Below are 20,518 nucleotides of genomic sequence, written 5' to 3'. Positions count from 1 at the left end.
GCCTTCCGGTTTTTACACCGTCAATCGCCGGTAAAATCCTTCTTCCAGTTCCAGCAAATCCCGGTGCGTGCCGCGTTCGACAATCTCCCCGTTCTGCACCACCAGAATCTCATCCGCGTGCTGAATCGTGCTGAGCCGGTGGGCAATCACCAGCGTCGTTCGGTTGGCCATCAGCCGCGTCAGTGCTTCCTGCACCAGTTTTTCCGATTCCGTATCCAGCGCCGACGTCGCTTCATCCAGAATCAGAATCGGCGGGTTTTTCAAAACCGCCCGGGCAATGCTGATGCGCTGCCGCTGCCCGCCCGACAACCGCCCCCCGCGGTCGCCGATCACCGTCTGGTACCCTTCCTTCTGGGCCATAATGAACTCGTGGGCGTTGGCAATTTCGGCCGCCCGCATCACGTCTTTTTCCGTCGCGTCGCTGCCAAACGCGATGTTATTGAAAATCGTATCGTTGAACAGAATGCTTTCCTGCGTCACAATGCCCATCAGATTGCGGAGGGAATGCATTGTACAATCGCGCAAATCCACGCCATCGATCAGAATCCGGCCGTCGGTAGGATCGTAGAAACGCGGAATCAGGTCGGCGATGGTTGATTTTCCGCCCCCCGATGAACCAACTAATGCGATGGTTTTTCCTTTTTCGAGCGTAAAACTGATGTCTTTCAATACCGGTCGGTCGGGCAGATAGGCGAAGGAGACCCGCTGCACTTCGATGTTCCGCCGAAAACCGGGCAGCTCCATCGCATTGGGTTTGTCCTGAATAACCGGCACGGTATCAATCAGTTCCAGCACCCGCTCGCCCGACGCAATCCCGCGTTGTGAACCGCTGAAGGCGTTGGAAATCTCCTTGGCCGGGCGCGTTACCTGCGAGAAAATCAGCAGGAACGTGATAAAATCGGCCGCCGATAAATCCGATTGATTGGTCAACACCAGCGAGCCACCGTACAGCAGAATGATGGCGACAACCAGGATTCCCATGAACTCGGAAAAGGGTGACGCCAGTTCGCGCCGGTTGGCCAGCGAGCGGACCGCGTGGCGATAGCCGTCGTTTTCAACCTGAAATTTTTTAGTCACAAACGGTTCCGCATTGAAGCCTTTCACGACGCGCATGCCGCCGAAAGTCTCATCGAGCAGACTCAGAATACCGCTCAGCCGCTGCTGGCCAGCCTGGGCGTCCTGCTTCATCCGCCGGACGAGCATGGCGATAAAACCGCCCGAAACCGGAATAACCAGCAGCGCGAAAAACGTCAGATTGACCGAAATGCTGAACAGCGTGATGACATAGGCAACCAGCAAAAAAAGCTCTTTGGAAACCGCCGAGAGGCTATTGGCGATGGAATTCTCGACTTCCTGAACGTCGGTGATGGTGCGGGCGATGAGGTTGCCTTTGCGTTCGTTCGAGAAGAAACCCAGGTGCAGTTGAATGGCTTTGGTAAAAACCGTCTCGCGCAGCCGGGCCACCATCCGGGCCTTGAATCCCTCCAGTTGCCGGACCGACAGATACTTGAATACATTGTTGAGCAGGACCGTTGTCACCACAATCACACACACAAATTGCAGGGCCCCGATTTTGCCGTATTGCCGGAAAAAAAGCGCGAAATAGTATTGGAAAACCTCGGTAGGGGAGGTTTCGAGCGATAGCCTGGGAGCGGGTTGGTTCAGGAGCGCCTGCAGCTGGGCCGGATCGACTTTATCGAAGAGAACATTCAGCAGCGGAATGAGCAACGTAAAGTTCAGCACCCCAAACACGCTGGCTAACAGCGAGGTTAGCAGGAACGGGGCCAGAAATTTGCCCAGCGGTCTGGCGTACGATAATAAGCGAAAATAGGTTTTCATTGCCTGCAAAGATAGCGGCTGAAACTGGGATTACCCAGTTTGAAAATAATGCCTAAGATTTAGAGGTATATCGCTAATTTTTGTATACTTGCTTTCATGAACAGCAACCAGCAGTTACTTAAAGGCAGTTTGTCCGTCATAATCCTGAAACTACTGGAAGAACAGGAGCGCATGTACGGCTACGAAATTACGCAGAAAGTGAAGGCGTTGACGGCGGGCCAGATGGCTATTACCGAGGGCGCTCTTTACCCGGCCTTGCACAAACTTGAGGCCGAGGGTCTGTTGACGACCGAAACGCAGGTGGTGGAAGGGCGCGCGCGGAAATACTATTCGCTGACGAAAGACGGCCACAGCGAAGCCGTCAGCCGGATTTCGGAACTGGGCATCATGCTGGAAAACCTGCAACGGCTTTTGACCTTAAAACCGGCAATTTGATATGGCACTGACACCCGATCAACTCACCGCGATCGATCGCCATTTGCGCAAAGAAAACTGGCTCCTCAACGAAGACCTGATTGCCGAGCTAACCGATCATTACGCCAACGGCATTGCTGACCAACTGGCAACCGGCGTTCCGTTCGAGCTGGCGATGAGTGACATACACAAAGGATTTGGCGGCCGGAAGGGCTTGTTGAAAATGGAGGAAGACTATCAGGCTACTCAGGCCAAAGGAAACATGCGGTTGCTTCGGACTATCCTGGTCAGCTATTTCAGCATGCCACGCCTGGGAATTACCATTCTTTTTAGCCTGGTTATTTATGGCTTGAACGTAATGTTCCCGCTTTTGTTGAAATCGGATTATACCGGATTTGCTCTCGCCACGATCGCATTCATTTCGTATTGCTTTGCTTTCAGACGATTACTGTACTGGAATAAAACCGGATTTGGCCGAAATGATCTGGCTAATCTAGTCTTACAGGGATTTAATGCTTTGTTTTTAAGCTTCTTTTATCTGCGGTTATTTCTGCCGGATAAAATCTTGTTGAACCTGCACCCGGCTTTGACTACGTTACTCGGTATCGTGTTCTTCTTATACGAAGCAAGTACCCTCGAACTCCTGATGCAACACAAATCCAACCGACTGAAACGTGTAAAATCTTAGTTCCATGCTCACTCCACACCACCTCACCATCCTCCGCCACGACCTCCGTACGCTGGCCCATATCGAGTACGAAGAAGTTGAAAACGAGCTTCTGGACCACTATGCGACGCTGACGGAGCAGAAAATGGAAGCCGGGCAGGACTTCGAACACGCCAGTGCCTATGCCTGGGCAGAGCTGGGAGCCGGACCCGGTTTGAATACCATTCAGCGGGATTATGAAAAGAATATCCGAAAACAGGTTTCAAGTCGGCATCTGGAAATTCTGAAGAGTTATTTCCGCTGGCCGACGGTGGTGATGACGTTGTTGATTGGAGGTTTAGTTCATAAAATGACTCCCAGCATACCAGTTCGATTTATTTTAGCAGGTATGCATATTACAATTTTGATTCCATTTGTTATTATGGGAATTTCCTATCTGAAAAGCCAAGATTTAGGTAACGATAGCCGAAAGATTACCTGGACGCATTTGAACGCACGGGCGGCTTTTTTTGTGAATATTTTTCAAGCTTCACTTAGCTTGCAATTTCAAGGTGATGGTTCAGCTAAGGTGCTCTTTTTTCAGAACCATGCTGCTATTTTAAGTATAGTGGAAAGTATTGTGATTATTTATCTGCTCAGTTTCCTCCAACTCTACCGCGAAAATTTCAGCTACAAAACCGCCCGCTAACGTACCACCGGACTTGAGTCCGGAAGCATCGGATTGAGGAGACAAATTGAGTATGCCGGCGCTTCCGGACTCAAGTCCGGTGGTACGCTTACTCAAAATTCTCACGGTTCTACACCTTTATGCGGCCGATTTCACGTTATTTGTAGCATACAATCTTGTAACCAAACGCATGTACCATCGCTTTCTGGCCGCCGGCCTGCTTTTAACGCTTTCTTCCTGCGGGATCATTTCGCCCAATTCTTCTTCTTCCGACCGGTTTTCGACCAGTCCGGAGAAGTTTCCCATTCAGGCAGGACAGGTCGACGAAGCATCCGGAATGGTCGCCAGCCGCACCATGGATGGTCGGTTGTGGGTACAGGAAGACAGTGGCAATCCGGCCGAAATCAATCTGTTAACCACCAATGGAAAGCTGGAAAAACGGTTTCCGGTCCCGGGAGCCTCGAACCGCGACTGGGAAGATCTGGCCATCGGGCCGGGGCCGCAGGACGGCGTTTCGTACCTGTATCTGGCCGACATCGGCGACAATCTGAAGCAGAACGACGTCAATTACATTTACCGGTTTGCCGAACCTAAAAACACCAACGAATCGGTCGGCGGTGTCGAACGGATCAGTTTCCGGTATTCCGATGGTGCCCGCGACGCCGAAGCGATCCTGCTCGACCCGCAAACCCGCGACTTGTGGATTGTCAGCAAAGCGGAAGAAAAAGTGCATCTGTACCGATTGCCGTATCCGCAAAGCACTTCGGATGTTATCAAAGCCGACTATTACGGCGAAATCCCGCTGAGCCTGATTACGGGCGGAAGCGTCTCGTCGGATGGCAACGAAATCGTGTTGATATCGTATCTGGGTGCCTACCATTGGCGTCGGAAAAGCGGCCAGTCTGTTGCGGATGCTTTGCAGAAAAACACCTACAAATCGCTGGCAACCGATCCGCTGGGCATACAAAGCGAAGCGATTTGCTTTGATAAAAACAGCAACGGCTATTATACGCTGCCCGAAAAAGGAAATCAGGCGTCCGTAACTTTGAACTACTACAAACGGTTATAAGGCGTTGAAGAACGGGCAATAATCCGCCGGTTCTAAACACGTAAACACCCTATCGTTTTGTCCAGAACTGCTGCTATCGTTGGAGCCGGTATTGCCGGTATTGCAGCCGCTATTCGGCTGGCGGTCAAAGGCTACCAGGTCGATGTGTTCGAAGCCAATGCGTATCCGGGCGGTAAGCTGTCGGGGTTTACGCTGAACGGGTTTCGGTTCGATGCCGGGCCGTCGCTGTTCACCATGCCGCAATTGGTGGAAGAACTTTTTCAACTGGCGGGTCGTAACCCCAACGATTATTTCAGGTATAGCCGTCTGGATGAAACCTGCCGGTATTTCTGGGACGACGGCACTCACCTGACTGCCTGGGCCGATCGCGATTCGTTTGCCCGCGAAGTGGAAACCCAACTAGGCGAACCCGCCAGTCACCTGCTGGCTCATCTGGACGACAGCGCGGCCAAATACCGCATCACCGAAAAGCTTTTTCTGCACCGGTCGCTGCATAAACTATCGACCTGGTTCAACCGCGATGCGCTCCATGGGTATCTGAATTTGCCAAAACTGGAGATTTTCAAAACCATGAACCGGGCCAATGAGGAGCGGTTTCAAAACCCCAAACTGGTACAGCTTTTCAATCGCTACGCGACTTACAACGGCTCCGATCCGTATCAGACGCCCGCCACGATGAACATCATTCCGCATCTGGAATATAACATCGGTGCTTTTTTTCCGAAAGACGGCATGATCGGCATCACCAACAGCCTGGTTCGGCTGGCGGAAGATCTGGGCGTGCGGTTTCACTTCAACACGCGAGTGGTGGAGCTGGTGACGGAAGGCGCACGGGTAACGGGTGTCAGGAACGAAAATCCGAACGGAAAAACGGAACGCTTCGATCTCGTTATTTCAAATATGGACGTTGTCAGTACGTTTCGCCGGTTGTTGCCCACCGCCCGGCAGCCGGAGCGGATTTTACGCCAGCCCAAATCCAGCTCCGGGCTGATTTTTTACTGGGGAATCCAACGGGAATTTCCGGAACTGGGCTTGCACAACATCTTTTTCAGTTCCGATTACCGCGCCGAATTCGACCATATTTTCAAGCAGAAAACGCTGTCGGATGACCCGACGGTTTACCTCAATATTACCTCCAAACACAAGCCGGACGATGCGCCACCGGGCTGCGAAAACTGGTTTATTCTGATCAATGCGCCGAACAATTCCGGCCAGGATTGGGAGGAGCTGATCGCTAAAACCCGGCATAACGTCATTCGGAAACTAAGCCGCAACCTGGGCGTGGATGTTGCTCCGCTGATTGCCTGTGAAGCAATTCTGGACCCCATCGCCATCGAAGCCCGTACGTCGAGTTCGCAGGGCGCGTTGTACGGTAACAGCTCCAACAACCGGTTTGCGGCTTTTTTGCGCCACGCCAATTTCTCGCACCAGTTTCAGAATCTGTACTTTGTCGGCGGCAGTGTGCATCCGGGGGGCGGTATTCCGCTCTGTCTGTTGTCGGCGAAGATTGCGACGGAGTTGATTTAAACCGTCGGGTAAACGGGCGGCTTGCCGACCGAAAGGCTGAAAACCGTATATTGCGTTTTTGCAGCGAAACCCGATGGCATGGATACCTCGTACCTGATTATCATTTTCAGTTTATCGGTTCTCATTTCGTACGTTTTCGACTTGCTTAGCAGTCGGTATAAAACGCCGTCGGTGATTCTGCTGCTGGCGTCGGGCATGCTCATGCGGCAGGTAACGAATTATTTCGCGTTCCAGCTGCCGTATGTCGATACCATTCTGCCGACGCTCGGCACCCTGGGGCTGATTCTGATCGTTCTGGAAGGTGCGCTGGAACTGGAACTGACGGGCGACAAACTGGGCATGATCCGCCGGGCGTTCTGGGCGTCGCTTTCGTCCATTTTGCTAACCTCGCTGCTCATGGCCGCCCTGTTTTACGTGCTGATGGAAGCGTCTTTTTTCAAGTGCCTGGTAGCCGCCATGCCCTTCGCCATCATCAGCAGTGCGGTGGCCGTTCCGGGGAGTAACAACCTGAACCAAACGAGTCGGGAGTTTGTCGTCTACGAATCATCGCTGTCCGATATTCTGGGGGTTATGATTTTTAACTTTCTGGTTTACAATGCTTCGGGTGGTATCCTGTCGATTGTGTCGTTTGCCAAAGACACCATCATCATGGTGATTATCTCCCTGATCTGTTGCTTTTTTCTGCTGTATCTGATCAGTAAAATCAGCCATCGAATCAAATTTCTGCCCATTATTTCCGTCCTGTTTCTGGTCTACGCCGTCAGCCGGATTTACCAGCTTTCCCCGCTTTTGCTCATTCTGGTGTTTGGGTTATTCCTGAACAATACCGAACTCTTCATCCGGGGGCGTCTCGACCGGATCTTCAAAAATGAGTTGTTTGAAAAAGAATTGGATCAGTTCAAAAACCTGACGGCCGAAGGGGCCTTTATTGTCCGGACGTTTTTCTTCCTGCTCTTCGGATATGCTTCCGATGTATACACGCTCATCGAGCCTGATGCGCTGATTGTCAGTTTCTTATTGCTCTTGATTTTGTATGCCGTACGTACGGGCGTCTTGCGTCTGTCGTTGCCGGGAAGCATCAACCCGGTGGTTTTTATTGCTCCCCGCGGGTTGATTACGGTTTTGTTATACCTCAGTATTCCGGACAACCTCAAACTGGTCGGTTTCCGCGACGGTATTCTGATGGCGGTGGTGTTGCTGACCGCGCTGGTGATGATGGCAGGCGTAGTCAGCTACCGGGAAGACGTACCCACGGACTAAAGTCCGTGAGATTCGAGGCACAAGCTAAAGTCTGGAAATAGTAAAAATCTCACGGACTAAAGTCCGTGGGTACGTTGCTCCGATACGCCAGAAAACCGTACCACTTCCGTGTTTTCCAATACGTCAGATTGCGTTCATTATCAAAGGCTTCGCGTTCGAAACTAATGTTCCGGTAGGCTTCGTAATGACTGGTATATTGCCAGCGCCGGACGAGGTATTCCAGCAAATACCAGACATAGAACGGTAGAATTCCCAACTCAAGTTGCTGGCGAAGATGAATGCGTTCGTGGTGAAGCAATACCGCATCCGGTCGTTTCGTTCGTACCAATACGAAAGGAAACAAAGCCATTCCACTGACCCATAAAAACGGTATTCGTACGATGATCATGCGTTATTTTAAAAGGAACCGGAAACTTCGGTATCTCTACCGGTTCGCTCCCTGTTTTTTTTCTGTTTAAACTGGGAAAGTAACAAAGTTAAACCGCTCACCATTCATTTTCAGCCTTTTGACAAACTTTAACAGCCGGTTCTTTACGATCAGTTTTACTCAAAAAAAAACATTGTATATTTGAGAAAGACCGGGTTGCCGGTGTACCATATTCTACATTTTAGTATACATTCTATGAAAAGAACCGTGCTTTATGTTGCGTTAAGCCAGTGCCTGCTCTGGTCGGCGGTGGCGCAAACGCCTAAGAAATCGACCCCAAACCGGCCCGCTCCCAAACCGGCCGCAACGGTTTCGACGGCTCAGAAAAGCCCTTCGACTGAGTCGACAGCGCGCATCAAATTTACCGAATATGATCTGCCGAACGGGTTGCATGTGATTCTGCATCAGGATAATACCACCCCTTTGGTTGCCGTAACGATGATGTACCACGTGGGCTCGAAAAACGAACAACCCGGCCGGTCAGGTTTTGCGCACTTCTTCGAACACCTGATGTTTGAAGGGTCCGACAACATCAAACGGGGTGAATACATGAAGATTGTGAAAGGCGCTGGGGGCCAGTTGAACGCCAACACGTCCAACGACCGCACGTTCTATTACGAAATACTGCCTTCCAATAAGCTGGAACTCGGTTTGTACATGGAATCGGAGCGGCTTTTGCACGCTAAGGTGGACGAAAAAGGCGTCGAAACCCAGCGCGAAGTGGTGAAGGAAGAACGTCGGCAACGGTATGAAAACCAGCCGTATGGCAGCTTTTTTCCGCAGGTATTGAGCCACGCTTTCAAAGTGCACCCGTACAAATGGGCACCCATCGGTTCGATGGAAGACCTGAATGCCGCCAAAATTGACGAGTTCCGGGATTTCTACAAGGAGTTTTACATTCCGGGAAATGCGATTCTGTCCATTGCCGGCGACATCAATCCCGATGATACCAAAAAGCTGATCGAAAAGTATTTTGGGGAGATTCCGAAAGGAACGAAAACGCCGTACCGCCCGAACATCAAAGAACCGGTGCAGAAAGCGGAAGTGCGGGATATTGTATACGATAACGTCTCGTTGCCGGGCGTATTCCAGGCCTACCACATGCCGGCGCAGGGGGATCCGGACTACTACGCGCTGGACGTTTTGCAAACCCTGCTGGCTGCGGGCGAAAGCTCCCGGATGAACAAGGAACTGGTTGATAAACAGCAGAAAGCGGTCCAAACCGGCGTGTTTCCCCTTTCCACCGAAGATCCCGGTCTGTTTATCTCCATCGGAATTGCCAACATGGGCGTCAAGGCGGAAGATCTTGAAGCGGGGATGAATGCCGAGATCGAAAAACTGAAGAAAACGCTGGTGACCGACGCCGAATTTCAGAAAGTGAAAAACCAGATTGAGACCAATTTCGTGAACCAGAATGCGGGCGTGGCCGGTATTGCCGAAAGTCTGGCGAACTACAAAATGTATCTGGGCGATGCCAACCTGATCAATACCGAACTGGAGCGTTACAACAAGGTGACGAAGGAGGATCTGCGCCGGGTGGCCAACAAATACCTCACGAAAGAAAACCGGGTGGTATTGTATTACCTGCCGAAGGCGATGGAGCCGAAGAAAGAGAATAAAGGGGATTAATCAGGGATATTGACTCACGAATATCGAATAATGAAATCTGACGATCGAATGATGAAAGCAAAATATATGTTGGCTGCGGGCCTGGTCGCTCTCAGTCTGTCGACCCAGGCGCAAACGCTGGATCGGTCAAAATTGCCCGCCGATGCTCCGGCTCCGACCATTAAAATTGGAAAACCGGTGTCCTTTACGCTCGCAAACGGGTTGAAAGTGTTTGTGGTACAGAACAACAAACTGCCCCGCGTGGCTTTCAGCCTGCTGTTCGACTACCTGCCCATCCGCGAAGGTGACAAGGCGGGTTACGTCAGCATTGCCAGCCAGCTGATCAAAACGGGGACCAAAACCCGGACGAAAGACCAGATCGACGAAGCCGTTGACTTCATCGGGGGGAGTCTTAATACCTCGCCAACGGGGGTTTATGCCATGTCGCTGAAAAAACACACGCCCAAAATGCTGGAAGTGATGTCGGATGTGGTTCTGAATCCGAAGTTTACGCAGGAAGAACTGGACAAGCTGAAAAAGCAGACGAAATCGGGGCTGGCGTCTCAGAAAGACAGCCCGGCGGCCATTGCCACGCGCGTGAGCAGCATTCTGGTGTACGGCAAAGACCACCCCTACGGCGAACCGGATTCGGAAGAAACCGTTGACCGCATTACGCTCGACGATTGCCGCAAATTTTACGAAACCTATTTCCGGCCTAACATCGGTTATCTGGCCGTAGTAGGCGATATTACCCCGGAAGAAGCGCGTCCGATGGTGGAGAAGTACTTTGGTAAATGGCAGCCGGGCGAAGTGCCGAAGCCGAGCTATGAAACGCCAAAACCGCCCGCCAAAACCACCATTGCGATCGTCGACCGGCCGAGTTCCGTGCAGTCGGTGGTGTACATCACGCATCCCGTCGTATTGAAACCGTACACGACCGAGTCGATTCAGGCCAGTCTGACCAACGACATCCTGGGCGGTGGCGGTGGCAATGCGCGTCTGTATAACAACCTGCGTGAAAAACACGGATACACCTACGGGGCGTATTCGACGTTGACGAGCGACCGGCTGGTGGGCCGTTTCCGGGCCAATGCCAACGTGCGGAATGCGGTGACCGACAGTGCCGTGGCCGAGTTTATGACCGAGTTGAAGGCCATTCGCAACTCGAAACCGACTCCCGAAGAATTGAAGAGTACGAAAAATACCTTTGCCGGAAACTTCATTTTTACGCTCGAAGACCCGGAAACGATTGCTGATTTTGCGATCAATACCGCCCGGTATAAGTTGCCGGAAGATTTTTTTACCAATTACCTGAAAAGCGTCGATGCGGTAACGGAAGAGCAGGTTGAATCCTCGGCCGCCAAACTGATCGATCCGGATCACGCGTATATTGTGGTGGTTGGGAAAGCCGCCGAGGTGGCCGACAAACTGAAGCGGTTTGGCGACATCACCTATTACGACGTCAACGGCACCAAAGTGGAAGCTCCGGCTCCGGGCAAACTGACAACGACGCCCGTTGGCGTGACGGCCGATCAGGTGATTGCCAAATACATTGCCGCCATTGGGGGCAAGGAGGCTATTGCCAAGATTGCGGATATTACCCAAAAACTGACCACCGAAATCCAGGGGACCAAAGTGGACATTGAAAGCAAGCAAAAAGGGCTTAACAAGTTCATGCTGGCCGTATCGGCGCAGGGCCAAACGGTGCAGAAAGTAACCTCCGACGGAACGAAAGTGAAAATGGAAGGGGCCGGTCAATCAAAAAATATTGATGCCGATGAAGCCAAAATGGAAATTCTAAAGAGTGCTTCTTTCTCTGAACTTCTGTATCCGACCGTGGGCGCAAAAACGACGCTGGTCGGGACGGAAAAAGTGAATGGCAAAGACGCCTTTAAAATTGACGTGACTCTGGGCAAAAAAACCGTATCCGAATTTTATGATACCGAGACGGGATTAAAAGTGCAGCAAACGGCCGTTGAGCAGACTCCTCAGGGTGAAATGGCCATCAATACCGGCATGAGTAATTACAAGGAAGTAAACGGGGTCAAGTTTCCGCATACGCTGACCCAGAACTTCGGGCCAATGACGATGAAAATGGAAACCCAGTCGCTGGTGGTCAATACCGGGCTGGACGACAAGGAGTTCGCAGTACAGTAGCGGGCTTGCGGTATACGGTTTTCGGTGGCTGACGCGTGCTTTCGGTGCGTCAGCCACCATAAACTAAACAACACAGAAAACCGGCTTTTTGGGCAGACAGGCAGATTCATGTGCGGTTAAAGAGAACATGCTCTTTGCTGGCACAGCAGCATTAATGAATATAAATAAATGGCCGCTTTACATACGATTTCAATAGGACCTGAAAAAGGAATAACCCTGCTTGAATTTTCGTATGACACTGATTCTATACTAGAAATAAATGAACGTTTAGGGCCATTCTCTAGTGATATTACTTTTAAATATAGCCATGTTAGAGATTCTTTGAGTGAATTCTGGAACAAGACCGAAAAAGCGTGCATGGCTGACTGCTGTGGAATCAGTGCTTTTGTACTGTGGCCGGAAGAGATTGTGGAAGTGGTCAAATTTATTGATATAGAGACACTTGTTAGGCAGCTAGAAAGAGTAAAAGAGCAGGTACTTGGTAGCGATGCCCAAATAATTACCTATCGTCGGCTCAATTACAATTTTGCCAGACGTTCTTTTTTAGAGTTGATGGATTATTTGCTAACAGAAATTAAACAGTGGATTTAGAAGTATATACCAAAAGAACCGCTGACTTGCCGTCGAGAATTGATAGGGAGTGAAACTACGACTGGATCACCCAATGTCGCTCCATTTCGTACGGAAAAACGATGATCGGACCTGGCCGGATCATCCGGGAAAAGCAGGTAAGTAGCTAATTCATTAATTTGGCTACAACAATCCCAAATTTAGCTACGTTTGCCCGTTGGTAATCGCGGACCTTTGTCCAAACCAGCACAGCATACGTCCATGATATTATTAACCGGAGCCACAGGTCAGCTAGGCACTGCCGTTATCAACCAACTACTGCAAAAAATACCGGCCAGCCAGATTGCCGCCTTCGTGCGAGACGAAGGAAAAGCCACCAACCTGATTAAACAGAACGTAACGATCCGCGTCGGTACCTACGACGACACCGCTGCCCTTGGCCGCGCCCTGCAAGGGATTGAGACGGTTTTGTTGATTGCGGGTACGGACGAGGAAAACCGCGTTCGTCAACACCAGAATGTTGTCGATGCGGCCCGAAAAGCGGGTGTTCAGCGGTTTGCCTATACGAGTCGGGCGCTGAAAGACCCGGCAACGCTGGTCAACCGGTTAATGGCTGGTCACTTTCAGACCGAGGATTACATCAAAGCCAGCGGGCTGCCCTACACGCTGTTTCAGAACATCCTGTACCTGGATGCGATTCCGCAGTTTGTGGGTGGCGACGCCGTTTTCGAGCGCGGGATTTCCGTACCGGCCGGCCAGGGTAGGGTGGCCCTGGCCTTACGCAGCGAACTGGGCGAAGCGATAGCCAATGCGTTGGTTAGCCACGATGAAGGCAACAGAACGTACCGGTTGACGGGCAGTGAGTCGTACTCGTTTGATGAGATAGCCGCTGCCCTGACCAGCCTATCCGGCAAAACCGTCGCTTACACGCCAGCGGACCCCGCTACTTTTGAAACACAACTGATCGGACGCGGTTTACCTGAGGTCGTGGCCCGGCGAATCACCGGGTTTATCACTGACATCGCCAATGGGCAGGAAGACATCATAAGCCCTGACCTGGAAAAACTGCTGGGCCGAAAACCGACAGCACTCCAGGAAGGATTAGCGAGAATGTATAAGCAGTAACCTAGAGTAGCCAATAAATCCATTCAAGTATGCCAACCGAGCCGCTTCTCCGAATCGAAACCATCTCTGCGTATCATCAGTTTGTTGGACTTCCCAAGCCCGGCCACCCGCTCATTAGTGTTGTCCGGTTTGACGAAATTAGACCACACCGGGTTGACAACCCGAAAAGCTTTGTGAACAACTTTTATTCGATTGCGCTGAAACGAAATTTCAACGGCCGGATGAAATACGGGCAACAGCAATACGATTTTGACGAAGGCGTGATGATTTTTTTAGCGCCCGGTCAGGTACTGGCGGTTGCGGCTGACGAGGTGTATGAGCATACGGGGTGGCTATTGATGATTCACCCTGATTTTCTGTGGCATACACCCCTGGCCAAAACGATTCGGCAGTACGACTTTTTTGACTATTCGATTCGGGAAGCCCTGTTTCTGTCTGAAAAGGAAGAAACTATGATTGTTGGCATCATCCGGCAGATTCAGGAGGAATACCAGGCGCCGATCGACAAATTCAGTCAGAACATCATCATTGCGCAGCTCGACGTACTGCTCAATTATGCCGACCGGTTTTATCAACGGCAGTTCATCACCCGGAAGATTACCAACCACCAGATTCTTGACCGGTTTGAGGCCGCGCTTGAGGCTTATTTCGTGAGCGATGAGCTATCGAAAACCGGGTTGCCAACGGTCGGCTATATGGCCGAACAACTCCATCTGTCGCCCACATACCTGAGCAGTTTGCTGAAGACGCTGACCGGGCAAAATGCTCAGCAGCAGATTCACGAAAAACTCATTGAAAAGGCCAAAGAAAGGCTCTCGACCACGACCTTATCCGTCAGCGAGATTGCCTACGGACTGGGTTTTGAGCATCCCCAGTCATTCAGTAAATTATTCAAAAGCAAGACGAATTTCTCCCCACTGGAATTTCGCCATTCGTTCCATCAAAACTGAGTGGAATTACCGCCCAATGGGTCGGATTCCCGACTTGCGAACGTCGGCTACGACGATAAACCGGTAGCGGGGGTCTTTATCAAACGAGTCTTTTGAGGAGCGGTAATGCCGCTGGGCGCGCTGGCGGGCTTCGGTAAACAGTTTCCGGGAGGCTTTCCGACGCCGGACCGACATGATTTTCCGCAAATCCACATCGCCGATCATCGACGTTTCCAGACAGGCCAGGTCTTTGTGTTCCGCATCCCGGTAATAGCCCAGAACACAGTGGTCGGCCAGCAGCACCAGAACGGGATCGATGTGAATGGAACGCAGCACGGAGGCCATCAACACCATGCCATCGACGCAATTGGCCTGCCGGTTGTTCCAGGTCTGATCGATGGTCCGGATACGCTGGCTGTACAGGTTTTGCGAGATACCCGTGCTCGAATTGGTCGAGATGGAACTGTAGCGGATGCCCCGTTTCTGAAGCGCATACCAGATCGAAAAAACCTGATCGTCGACCCGTTTTTTGTCGCCGGTCTGATACCCGTCGAACCCATCCACAATGTCGTTTTGCAGGGCCTGGCTCAACACCTCATCCACAACCGGATCGTCTTCGTTGATGTAGGCCACATACATGTAATTCAAATCAATGTCACCCGTGCCGGTTTCGTCGTCTTCCCAGTAATAGGGACAGTCGTTGACGGAACGCATCGTGGCGACAACGGTACTATGGCTGATTTTTTCGTTGTCAATGTAAGTGGTAACCGTAAAATTAACCGGCGTGGGCTGCAACAGCCCGCGTAGTTTTTCGAAATTCCAGGGGATTCGGGGGGTTACTTCGTAGTCTTTATCGGGTTCCTGCAAAATGCCTTCAAAGACAGCCGCATCGCTAAAGGGAGTCGCACCGACTTCGACCCGAACCGACGTATTTAAACCCGGATTATGGAACAGAACCGACACATTGCCATCGCCATCCCCCAGTTTATAATTTTTATTTTTTCCTGATAAAGCCGCACGCGCCAGCAAATAGGAAGGGAAAAGTTGCTGCTCCATGCCAACCACCACGGATATACGCTGCCGGTTTTCCCGGACAGCGGTTGCCGAAGAAGATACGTGAGCCAATGCCTCCCCGTTGGTTTCAACAGGGGCCAACTGCGAATAACCAAGGATGGAAAACAAATAAAATACACTAAAAGTCAGTGCATTACGCAATAATTTCATTTCGGTTAAAGCAGTTACGATAGAATCTACGGTCGGCTATGCGAATTAACAAATTATTACCAATTTAGTCAATAGATACGGTGTCGTCCGTATCAACATTTTTTTGTACTATTGCACCGATTCTCAAATCGTATGCGCACCGTTCTGGCTTACGTCCTGTTGATTGCCACCCTACTGCCTGGTTTCAGCCAGTGGGGAACGATTGCGTATTACCATGCCAATAAGGAGTATATTGCTAAAGTGTTGTGCGAAAATCGCGCCAAACCGGAGCTGCATTGCGACGGCCAATGTTACCTGGCGAAAAAACTGCATGCCCAACAGGAACAGCAGGACAAGGCGACCACCGAGCGGGTACAGAAAACGCCTGATTTCCAGTTATTTTACCAGTCAGGCTTACCATTTTCCTTCCCGGCAATGGTTCCGGCATCCGCAACAATTTTGCCGGATTACCTTCTAAAGTCATATCTTTCTCCTCCTTCTTCCCGGTTTCAGCCTCCGCAGGTTTGATGGTTTCTGTAAAGCCCTGAAGACCGCTCCGACGGTCTGGCTTACTCAGTTGATTTTTCGGGTTGACCATGGGACCAAGTCCGATGGTTGGCGATCAATTCCATCCAACTTACGCTAAACATGCCATTTTTATACCGGCTGGTTGTCACGGTTTTCGTGATAATGGCTCCATTTCGGCTATTTGCCCAATCCACCATCCAGGGAACTGTTTTTGATGCCCAAACCAAAGAACCTTTGGCGGGGGTTTCCGTTTCGTCAGAAGACCGTAAAACCGGTACGATTACCAATTCAAACGGTGAGTTTTTATTGCATTCCGCCACCGGAAACGTCTGGGTTTCGGCGGTGGGTTTTCAACCACAGGAAGTGAAATTATCCGAAAAACCGCTGCGTGTCGCGCTGCAACCCGCCGTAGAAAATCTGCAAACGATCGTTGTAACCGCCAGTCGTGAAGCGCAGAAACGGACGGAAGCGCCGGTGGCCATTTCGCGGCTATCGCCCACACTGATTGACGAAACCAAGCCCACGTTGCTGGCCGAGCTCATTAATAAAACGCCGGGCGTGGTGATGCTCAATTACAACAACGAGCAGCACGGCATGGGCATTCGACAGCCGTTTGGCACCAATGCCTACTTTCTGTACCTGGAAGACGGGGTACCGATCCGGCCGATGGGCGTTTTCAACCACAATGCCCTGATTGAAATGAACGTCTTCACCATCAGTTCCGTGGAGGTGGTGAAAGGCCCGGCTTCGTCGCTCTACGGGCCGGAAGCGGTGGGGGGCGCCATCAACTTTATTACGCAGCGACCCACCGCCGTGCCCACTTTTCGCGTCGGTATTCAGGGCGACCAGTGGGGCTACGGCCGCGTGCAATACGGTGGGGGAGGCATGTTGACCAAAAAGCTGGGGATTTACGCGGGCGGTTTTTTTGCCCGGCAGCGCAATAGCTGGCAAACCCGCTCCGACTACGACAAGGTATCGTTCAATGGTCGGGCCGAATATGCGTTTACCGATCGTACGAAACTGACGGGTACGGTTTCCTATAACGACTATAACTCACAAACGGGCGGGAGTGTCGATAGCATCGCTTTCTACAACCGACACTATACCTCGACCTCGGATTTTACATACCGCAACGTGAAGGCAATCCGCTCGCGGCTGACGCTCGATCACCACTGGAAAAACGGTTCGGATAGCTACGTAACGGCTTTTTACCGCGATAATTCGATTGGCCAGAATCCGAGCTACGGCATTCGCTGGACCAGTGGTGCCACCAAAGCAACGGGCCAGATCAACGTCAATGCTTTCAGCAGTTACGGTCTGATTGCCCAGCACAGCCAGCGGTTGCCTTTCTGGAACGGCCGGGTGATGGCCGGGTTGACTTTTGATGAATCGCCAACGACGTATAATGCCTACCAGATTGAACTCGAAGCGCAGTTGCGGCCTGATAAAAAGTCGGTGGAACAGTACAAATTAATTAAGGAACGGCCTGATCTTCAATTGGCTGACTACTCCGCCGATATTCATAACTCGGCGGTTTATGCCCAGCTCGACCTGAATCCGTTGCCGGCGATGCGCGTTTCGCTGGGCGGGCGGTTTGACCAGATGGCTTTCGATTACGACAATTACCTGGACAAAAGTACCGGGCGAAAAGCGTATAGCCAGTTTACGCCCAAAGTGGGATTGACGTATGATTTGGGCCATGATCGGGGTTTGTATGCCAACTACAGCAAAGGCTTTTCGCCACCGGGCCTGACGTCGATTTTTACCAAACGCGTCAACGCGCAACCGGGCGATCCCTTGTTTTATTACAACCTGCAACCGGCTTATTTCAACAACTACGAAGTGGGCGGCTGGGCCTCGCTGTTCAACCGGAAGATGTACATCGACGTGGCGCTTTACCAGATGGACGGCCGTAATGAACTGCTCAACATCCGTCTACCCGACAACAGCACAGACTACCAGTCGGCGGGAAAAACGCTGCACCGCGGCATTGAATACAGCCTGACATACCGACTCTCGAACGAGTGGTTTTTCCGGTTTGGGGGCACCAATTCCATCCACCGGTTTGTCGATTTTGCGTTGAGCACCAAGGCGTCGGATGTCGTAAAAAACGTGAACGGTTTCGATATGCCGCAGGCCCCGCGCTGGGTGGCCAATACCGAATTGACTTATAAACCACGCTGGGCCAGGCGGTTGCGGGTGTCGGCGGAATGGCAGCGGATCAGTTCGTGGTATCAGAATCAGATCAATACCGTTTCGTACGATGACCGGGGCGCGTTTGGCGGGCGGGGAATCAGCGTCATCAACCTGCGGGCCGGGTATTCGTTCCGGCGGTTCGAGGTGTTTGCCAACCTGATGAATGCCACCAATGAACTCTACGCAACAGCGGCAACGCGGGGCAACAATGCCACCGACCGCACCACCTACACGCCGGCGGCTCCGCGGACGCTGGTGGCAGGGATTCAATATAACTTTTCAAAATAGCATCCGAAAACCGTTTTTACCATGAAAAACAGCATTCTGATTACAGCGGCTCTTTTGTTCGGATTTGCCGGGCGGCCCACCAAAGAAATCCGGCTTTCGAACCCTCAATTTGTGGGGGCAACTCCCCGGCTGACCACCGACCACCGGAATAATCCGGTTTTAAGCTGGACGGAAAAAGAAGGCGATAAAGTCCATTTTTATTTTTCGATCTCGGAAGACGGCGGGCGGACGTTCGGTGAAAAAATTCGCGTTAAGTCGCCGACGGTTTTTTCGACCCACGCCGAAGGCATGCCCAAAGTGGCGTTTAAAAAAGACGGAACCGTGCTGGCCACCTTCGAGGTGTCCCGGCCAACGGCTGAAGCACCCCGGGCCGGTGATGTCTTGTATGCAACCTCGACGGATGGCGGGCAAAGCTGGACCGAGCCCAAAGCCGTTCACCGCGACACCACCCCGGGAAAAGGCCACTCCTTCAGCAACGTAAACCGCCTGCCGAATGGCGAAATCGGGATTGCCTGGCTCGATGAAAAAACCGCCAATAAAGAAGGCCGAACGGTGAAATTTGCTCAAACCGTGGCCGGTGGCGGTTTTGGAAAAGAAGTGCTGGTGGACGACAACGCCTGCCAGTGTTGCCGGACCAACGTATTTGTTGACAACCGGAATCAGATTCACATTGCCTACCGCGATTTGCTGGACGACGGTGCGCGCGACATCAGTCATGCGGTTTCGACCGACGGTGGGCGGACGTTCACCAGTCCGAAAGTGGTTTATAATGACCAATGGAAGGTTAACGCCTGCCCGCACACCGGCCCCGATGTGGCGCAGGTGGGCAACGAACTGTTTGTGACCTGGTTTTCGGGCGGTGAAAAAACGCCCGGTATCAAAATGGCCCGGCTGGGGTCGGCTCAACTGGTGGCCGGAATCGTATCTGAACGGACCAAACATCCGCAGGTAGCTTCCGTGAATGGACAGCTGGTTTGGGTGTGGGATGAGTCGATGGAGGTCAAAAATGTGGCTGGCGAAAGCCGGTTTATTTCGCGAATCGGGATGCGGAAGATTGCCAACGGCACGGCTTTACCGGTTACCTACCTGACACCCACGGACGTCAATGCCGCTTTTCCGGTTGTGCTGGCAACAAAAAAAGGTCTTTTAGTCGCGTATGAACAGAAGAAAGACCAGCAAAACAGCGTTATAGTTAGTAGGTGGATTGAATCTTTTTAAGCAACGTTCCTTATGAAAAACGCCCTTCCCGCTTCAGTTATGAGCCTATTCCTTTTCTTAACGGTTCTGGCCGCCTGCCACAATGATCCTCTGGAACCGGAATACGGGACCGTTCAACTGAAATTTGCCAACGTCGTCGGCGCGCAGGATCTGAAATTAGACAGCACCAGTTACACCAACGGCAGCGGAGAACCTTTTACGGTTACGAAACTGAACTACTTTATCAGTAATATTAAGCTGAAAAAAGCAGATGGTTCGGCGTATGTTGTTCCGCAGGACAGCAGTTATTTTCTGGTATCGCAAAGCAACCCGGCGTCGCAGTTGATCACCCTCCGCAACGTTCCGGTCGATGACTATACCGGCATTGATTTTGTCGTGGGGGTAGATAGTTTACGAAATACGATGGAAATCGGGAAGCGTACGGGGGCGCTGGACCCGGGCGGTGCAGCAGCGGGAATGTACTGGGATTGGAATTCGGGCTATATTTTTCTAAAATTGGAAGGGACATCGGCCAAAGCACCGGCCGACGCGACGGGCAAACACAATTTTATGTACCACATCGGTTTATTTGGCGGGTATAAAAAAGAGTCAAAAACTATTAATAACTTGAGAACGATTCAGTTAGCCTTTGGAACTGGCCCTGCTCATGTGATCGTTAATGGAACAACCGGAGTTCAAATCAAGGCCAATGTGCTGAAAATATTTGACGGCGTCAAGCGGCTCAGCATTGCGGCACACCCGGATATTATGGTATCGGACTCATCGGAAATTGTCGCTAATAATTATGCAAAAATGTTTAGCGTGGGCACCGTTCAGGTAGATTGAT

General features: G+C 51.5%; 18 protein-coding genes. 15 read left to right on the top strand and 3 right to left on the bottom strand.

All coding sequences use genetic code 11. The annotated features are described in order from the left end of the window. Positions 1–12: 12 nt before the first annotated feature. Positions 13–1,839 carry an ABC transporter ATP-binding protein gene (locus EHT87_RS30895; RefSeq protein ID WP_124910671.1) on the bottom strand — a complete coding sequence of 609 codons (1,827 nt, stop codon included), beginning with the start codon at positions 1,837–1,839 and terminating at the stop codon, positions 13–15. A 96-nt stretch (positions 1,840–1,935) separates the two neighbouring features. Here EHT87_RS30895 and EHT87_RS30890 point away from each other — a divergent pair, with 96 nt between their 5' ends. The 6 genes from EHT87_RS30890 to EHT87_RS30865 all read left to right on the top strand — a co-directional run bounded on the left by EHT87_RS30890 (position 1,936) and on the right by EHT87_RS30865 (position 7,443). After that, positions 1,936–2,274: a PadR family transcriptional regulator gene (locus tag EHT87_RS30890; RefSeq protein ID WP_124910670.1), complete on the top strand. Its 339-nt coding sequence runs from the start codon at positions 1,936–1,938 to the stop codon at positions 2,272–2,274. A gap of 1 nt (position 2,275) precedes the next feature. Next, the gene (locus EHT87_RS30885) at positions 2,276–2,941 is read left to right on the top strand and encodes a hypothetical protein (protein WP_124910669.1); all 666 of its coding nucleotides are present in this window, start codon (positions 2,276–2,278) and stop codon (positions 2,939–2,941) included. Positions 2,942–2,945: 4 nt separating this feature from the next. Further along, the gene (locus EHT87_RS30880) at positions 2,946–3,608 is read left to right on the top strand and encodes a hypothetical protein (protein ID WP_124910668.1); all 663 of its coding nucleotides are present in this window, start codon (positions 2,946–2,948) and stop codon (positions 3,606–3,608) included. Between the two features lie 169 nt (positions 3,609–3,777). After that, the gene (locus EHT87_RS30875; protein ID WP_185716396.1) at positions 3,778–4,656 is read left to right on the top strand and encodes a PE-PGRS family protein; all 879 of its coding nucleotides are present in this window, start codon (positions 3,778–3,780) and stop codon (positions 4,654–4,656) included. A gap of 57 nt (positions 4,657–4,713) precedes the next feature. After that, positions 4,714–6,183 carry a 1-hydroxycarotenoid 3,4-desaturase CrtD gene (crtD, locus tag EHT87_RS30870; protein WP_124910667.1) on the top strand — a complete coding sequence of 490 codons (1,470 nt, stop codon included), beginning with the start codon at positions 4,714–4,716 and terminating at the stop codon, positions 6,181–6,183. 78 nt (positions 6,184–6,261) lie between these two features. After that, positions 6,262–7,443: a cation:proton antiporter gene (locus EHT87_RS30865; RefSeq protein ID WP_124910666.1), complete on the top strand. Its 1,182-nt coding sequence runs from the start codon at positions 6,262–6,264 to the stop codon at positions 7,441–7,443. A gap of 49 nt (positions 7,444–7,492) precedes the next feature. On the opposite strand, the gene EHT87_RS30860 is transcribed toward EHT87_RS30865, so the two are convergent. After that, positions 7,493–7,831: a hypothetical protein gene (locus EHT87_RS30860; protein WP_124910665.1), complete on the bottom strand. Its 339-nt coding sequence runs from the start codon at positions 7,829–7,831 to the stop codon at positions 7,493–7,495. 234 nt (positions 7,832–8,065) lie between these two features. On the opposite strand from EHT87_RS30860, the gene EHT87_RS30855 reads away from it, so the two are divergent. The 5 genes from EHT87_RS30855 (at position 8,066) to EHT87_RS30835 (ending at position 14,280) form a co-directional block, all read left to right on the top strand. Then, positions 8,066–9,499 carry a M16 family metallopeptidase gene (locus EHT87_RS30855; RefSeq protein ID WP_124910664.1) on the top strand — a complete coding sequence of 478 codons (1,434 nt, stop codon included), beginning with the start codon at positions 8,066–8,068 and terminating at the stop codon, positions 9,497–9,499. A gap of 48 nt (positions 9,500–9,547) precedes the next feature. Beyond that, positions 9,548–11,635 carry a M16 family metallopeptidase gene (locus EHT87_RS30850; protein ID WP_124910663.1) on the top strand — a complete coding sequence of 696 codons (2,088 nt, stop codon included), beginning with the start codon at positions 9,548–9,550 and terminating at the stop codon, positions 11,633–11,635. 168 nt (positions 11,636–11,803) lie between these two features. Then, positions 11,804–12,226 carry a DUF6331 family protein gene (locus tag EHT87_RS30845; RefSeq protein ID WP_124910662.1) on the top strand — a complete coding sequence of 141 codons (423 nt, stop codon included), beginning with the start codon at positions 11,804–11,806 and terminating at the stop codon, positions 12,224–12,226. A 240-nt stretch (positions 12,227–12,466) separates the two neighbouring features. Then, positions 12,467–13,330, top strand: a complete 864-nt coding sequence (locus tag EHT87_RS30840; protein WP_124910661.1) for an SDR family oxidoreductase — start codon at positions 12,467–12,469, stop codon at positions 13,328–13,330. 29 nt (positions 13,331–13,359) lie between these two features. Continuing rightward, positions 13,360–14,280 carry a helix-turn-helix domain-containing protein gene (locus EHT87_RS30835; protein ID WP_124910660.1) on the top strand — a complete coding sequence of 307 codons (921 nt, stop codon included), beginning with the start codon at positions 13,360–13,362 and terminating at the stop codon, positions 14,278–14,280. A 6-nt stretch (positions 14,281–14,286) separates the two neighbouring features. On the opposite strand, the gene EHT87_RS30830 is transcribed toward EHT87_RS30835, so the two are convergent. Beyond that, positions 14,287–15,483 carry a hypothetical protein gene (locus tag EHT87_RS30830; protein ID WP_124910659.1) on the bottom strand — a complete coding sequence of 399 codons (1,197 nt, stop codon included), beginning with the start codon at positions 15,481–15,483 and terminating at the stop codon, positions 14,287–14,289. Positions 15,484–15,615: 132 nt separating this feature from the next. Between EHT87_RS30830 and EHT87_RS30825 the strand changes: the two genes are divergently transcribed. The 4 genes from EHT87_RS30825 (at position 15,616) to EHT87_RS30810 (ending at position 20,517) form a co-directional block, all read left to right on the top strand. Beyond that, positions 15,616–15,990 carry a hypothetical protein gene (locus EHT87_RS30825; RefSeq protein ID WP_124910658.1) on the top strand — a complete coding sequence of 125 codons (375 nt, stop codon included), beginning with the start codon at positions 15,616–15,618 and terminating at the stop codon, positions 15,988–15,990. A 120-nt stretch (positions 15,991–16,110) separates the two neighbouring features. Further along, a complete protein-coding gene (locus tag EHT87_RS30820) occupies positions 16,111–18,474 on the top strand; it encodes a TonB-dependent receptor (protein ID WP_124910657.1) in 2,364 nt (787 codons plus the stop codon). A 21-nt stretch (positions 18,475–18,495) separates the two neighbouring features. Then, a complete protein-coding gene (locus EHT87_RS30815) occupies positions 18,496–19,692 on the top strand; it encodes a sialidase family protein (protein WP_124910656.1) in 1,197 nt (398 codons plus the stop codon). Positions 19,693–19,731: 39 nt separating this feature from the next. Then, the gene (locus EHT87_RS30810; protein ID WP_229321503.1) at positions 19,732–20,517 is read left to right on the top strand and encodes an MbnP family protein; all 786 of its coding nucleotides are present in this window, start codon (positions 19,732–19,734) and stop codon (positions 20,515–20,517) included. Position 20,518 lies beyond the last annotated feature (1 nt).

The organism is Larkinella knui (assembly GCF_003858645.1).
GTDB lineage: Bacteria > Bacteroidota > Bacteroidia > Cytophagales > Spirosomataceae > Larkinella > Larkinella knui.
Note: the sequence above shows the minus strand (reverse complement) of the source record. Positions and strands in the feature narration are given on the sequence as shown.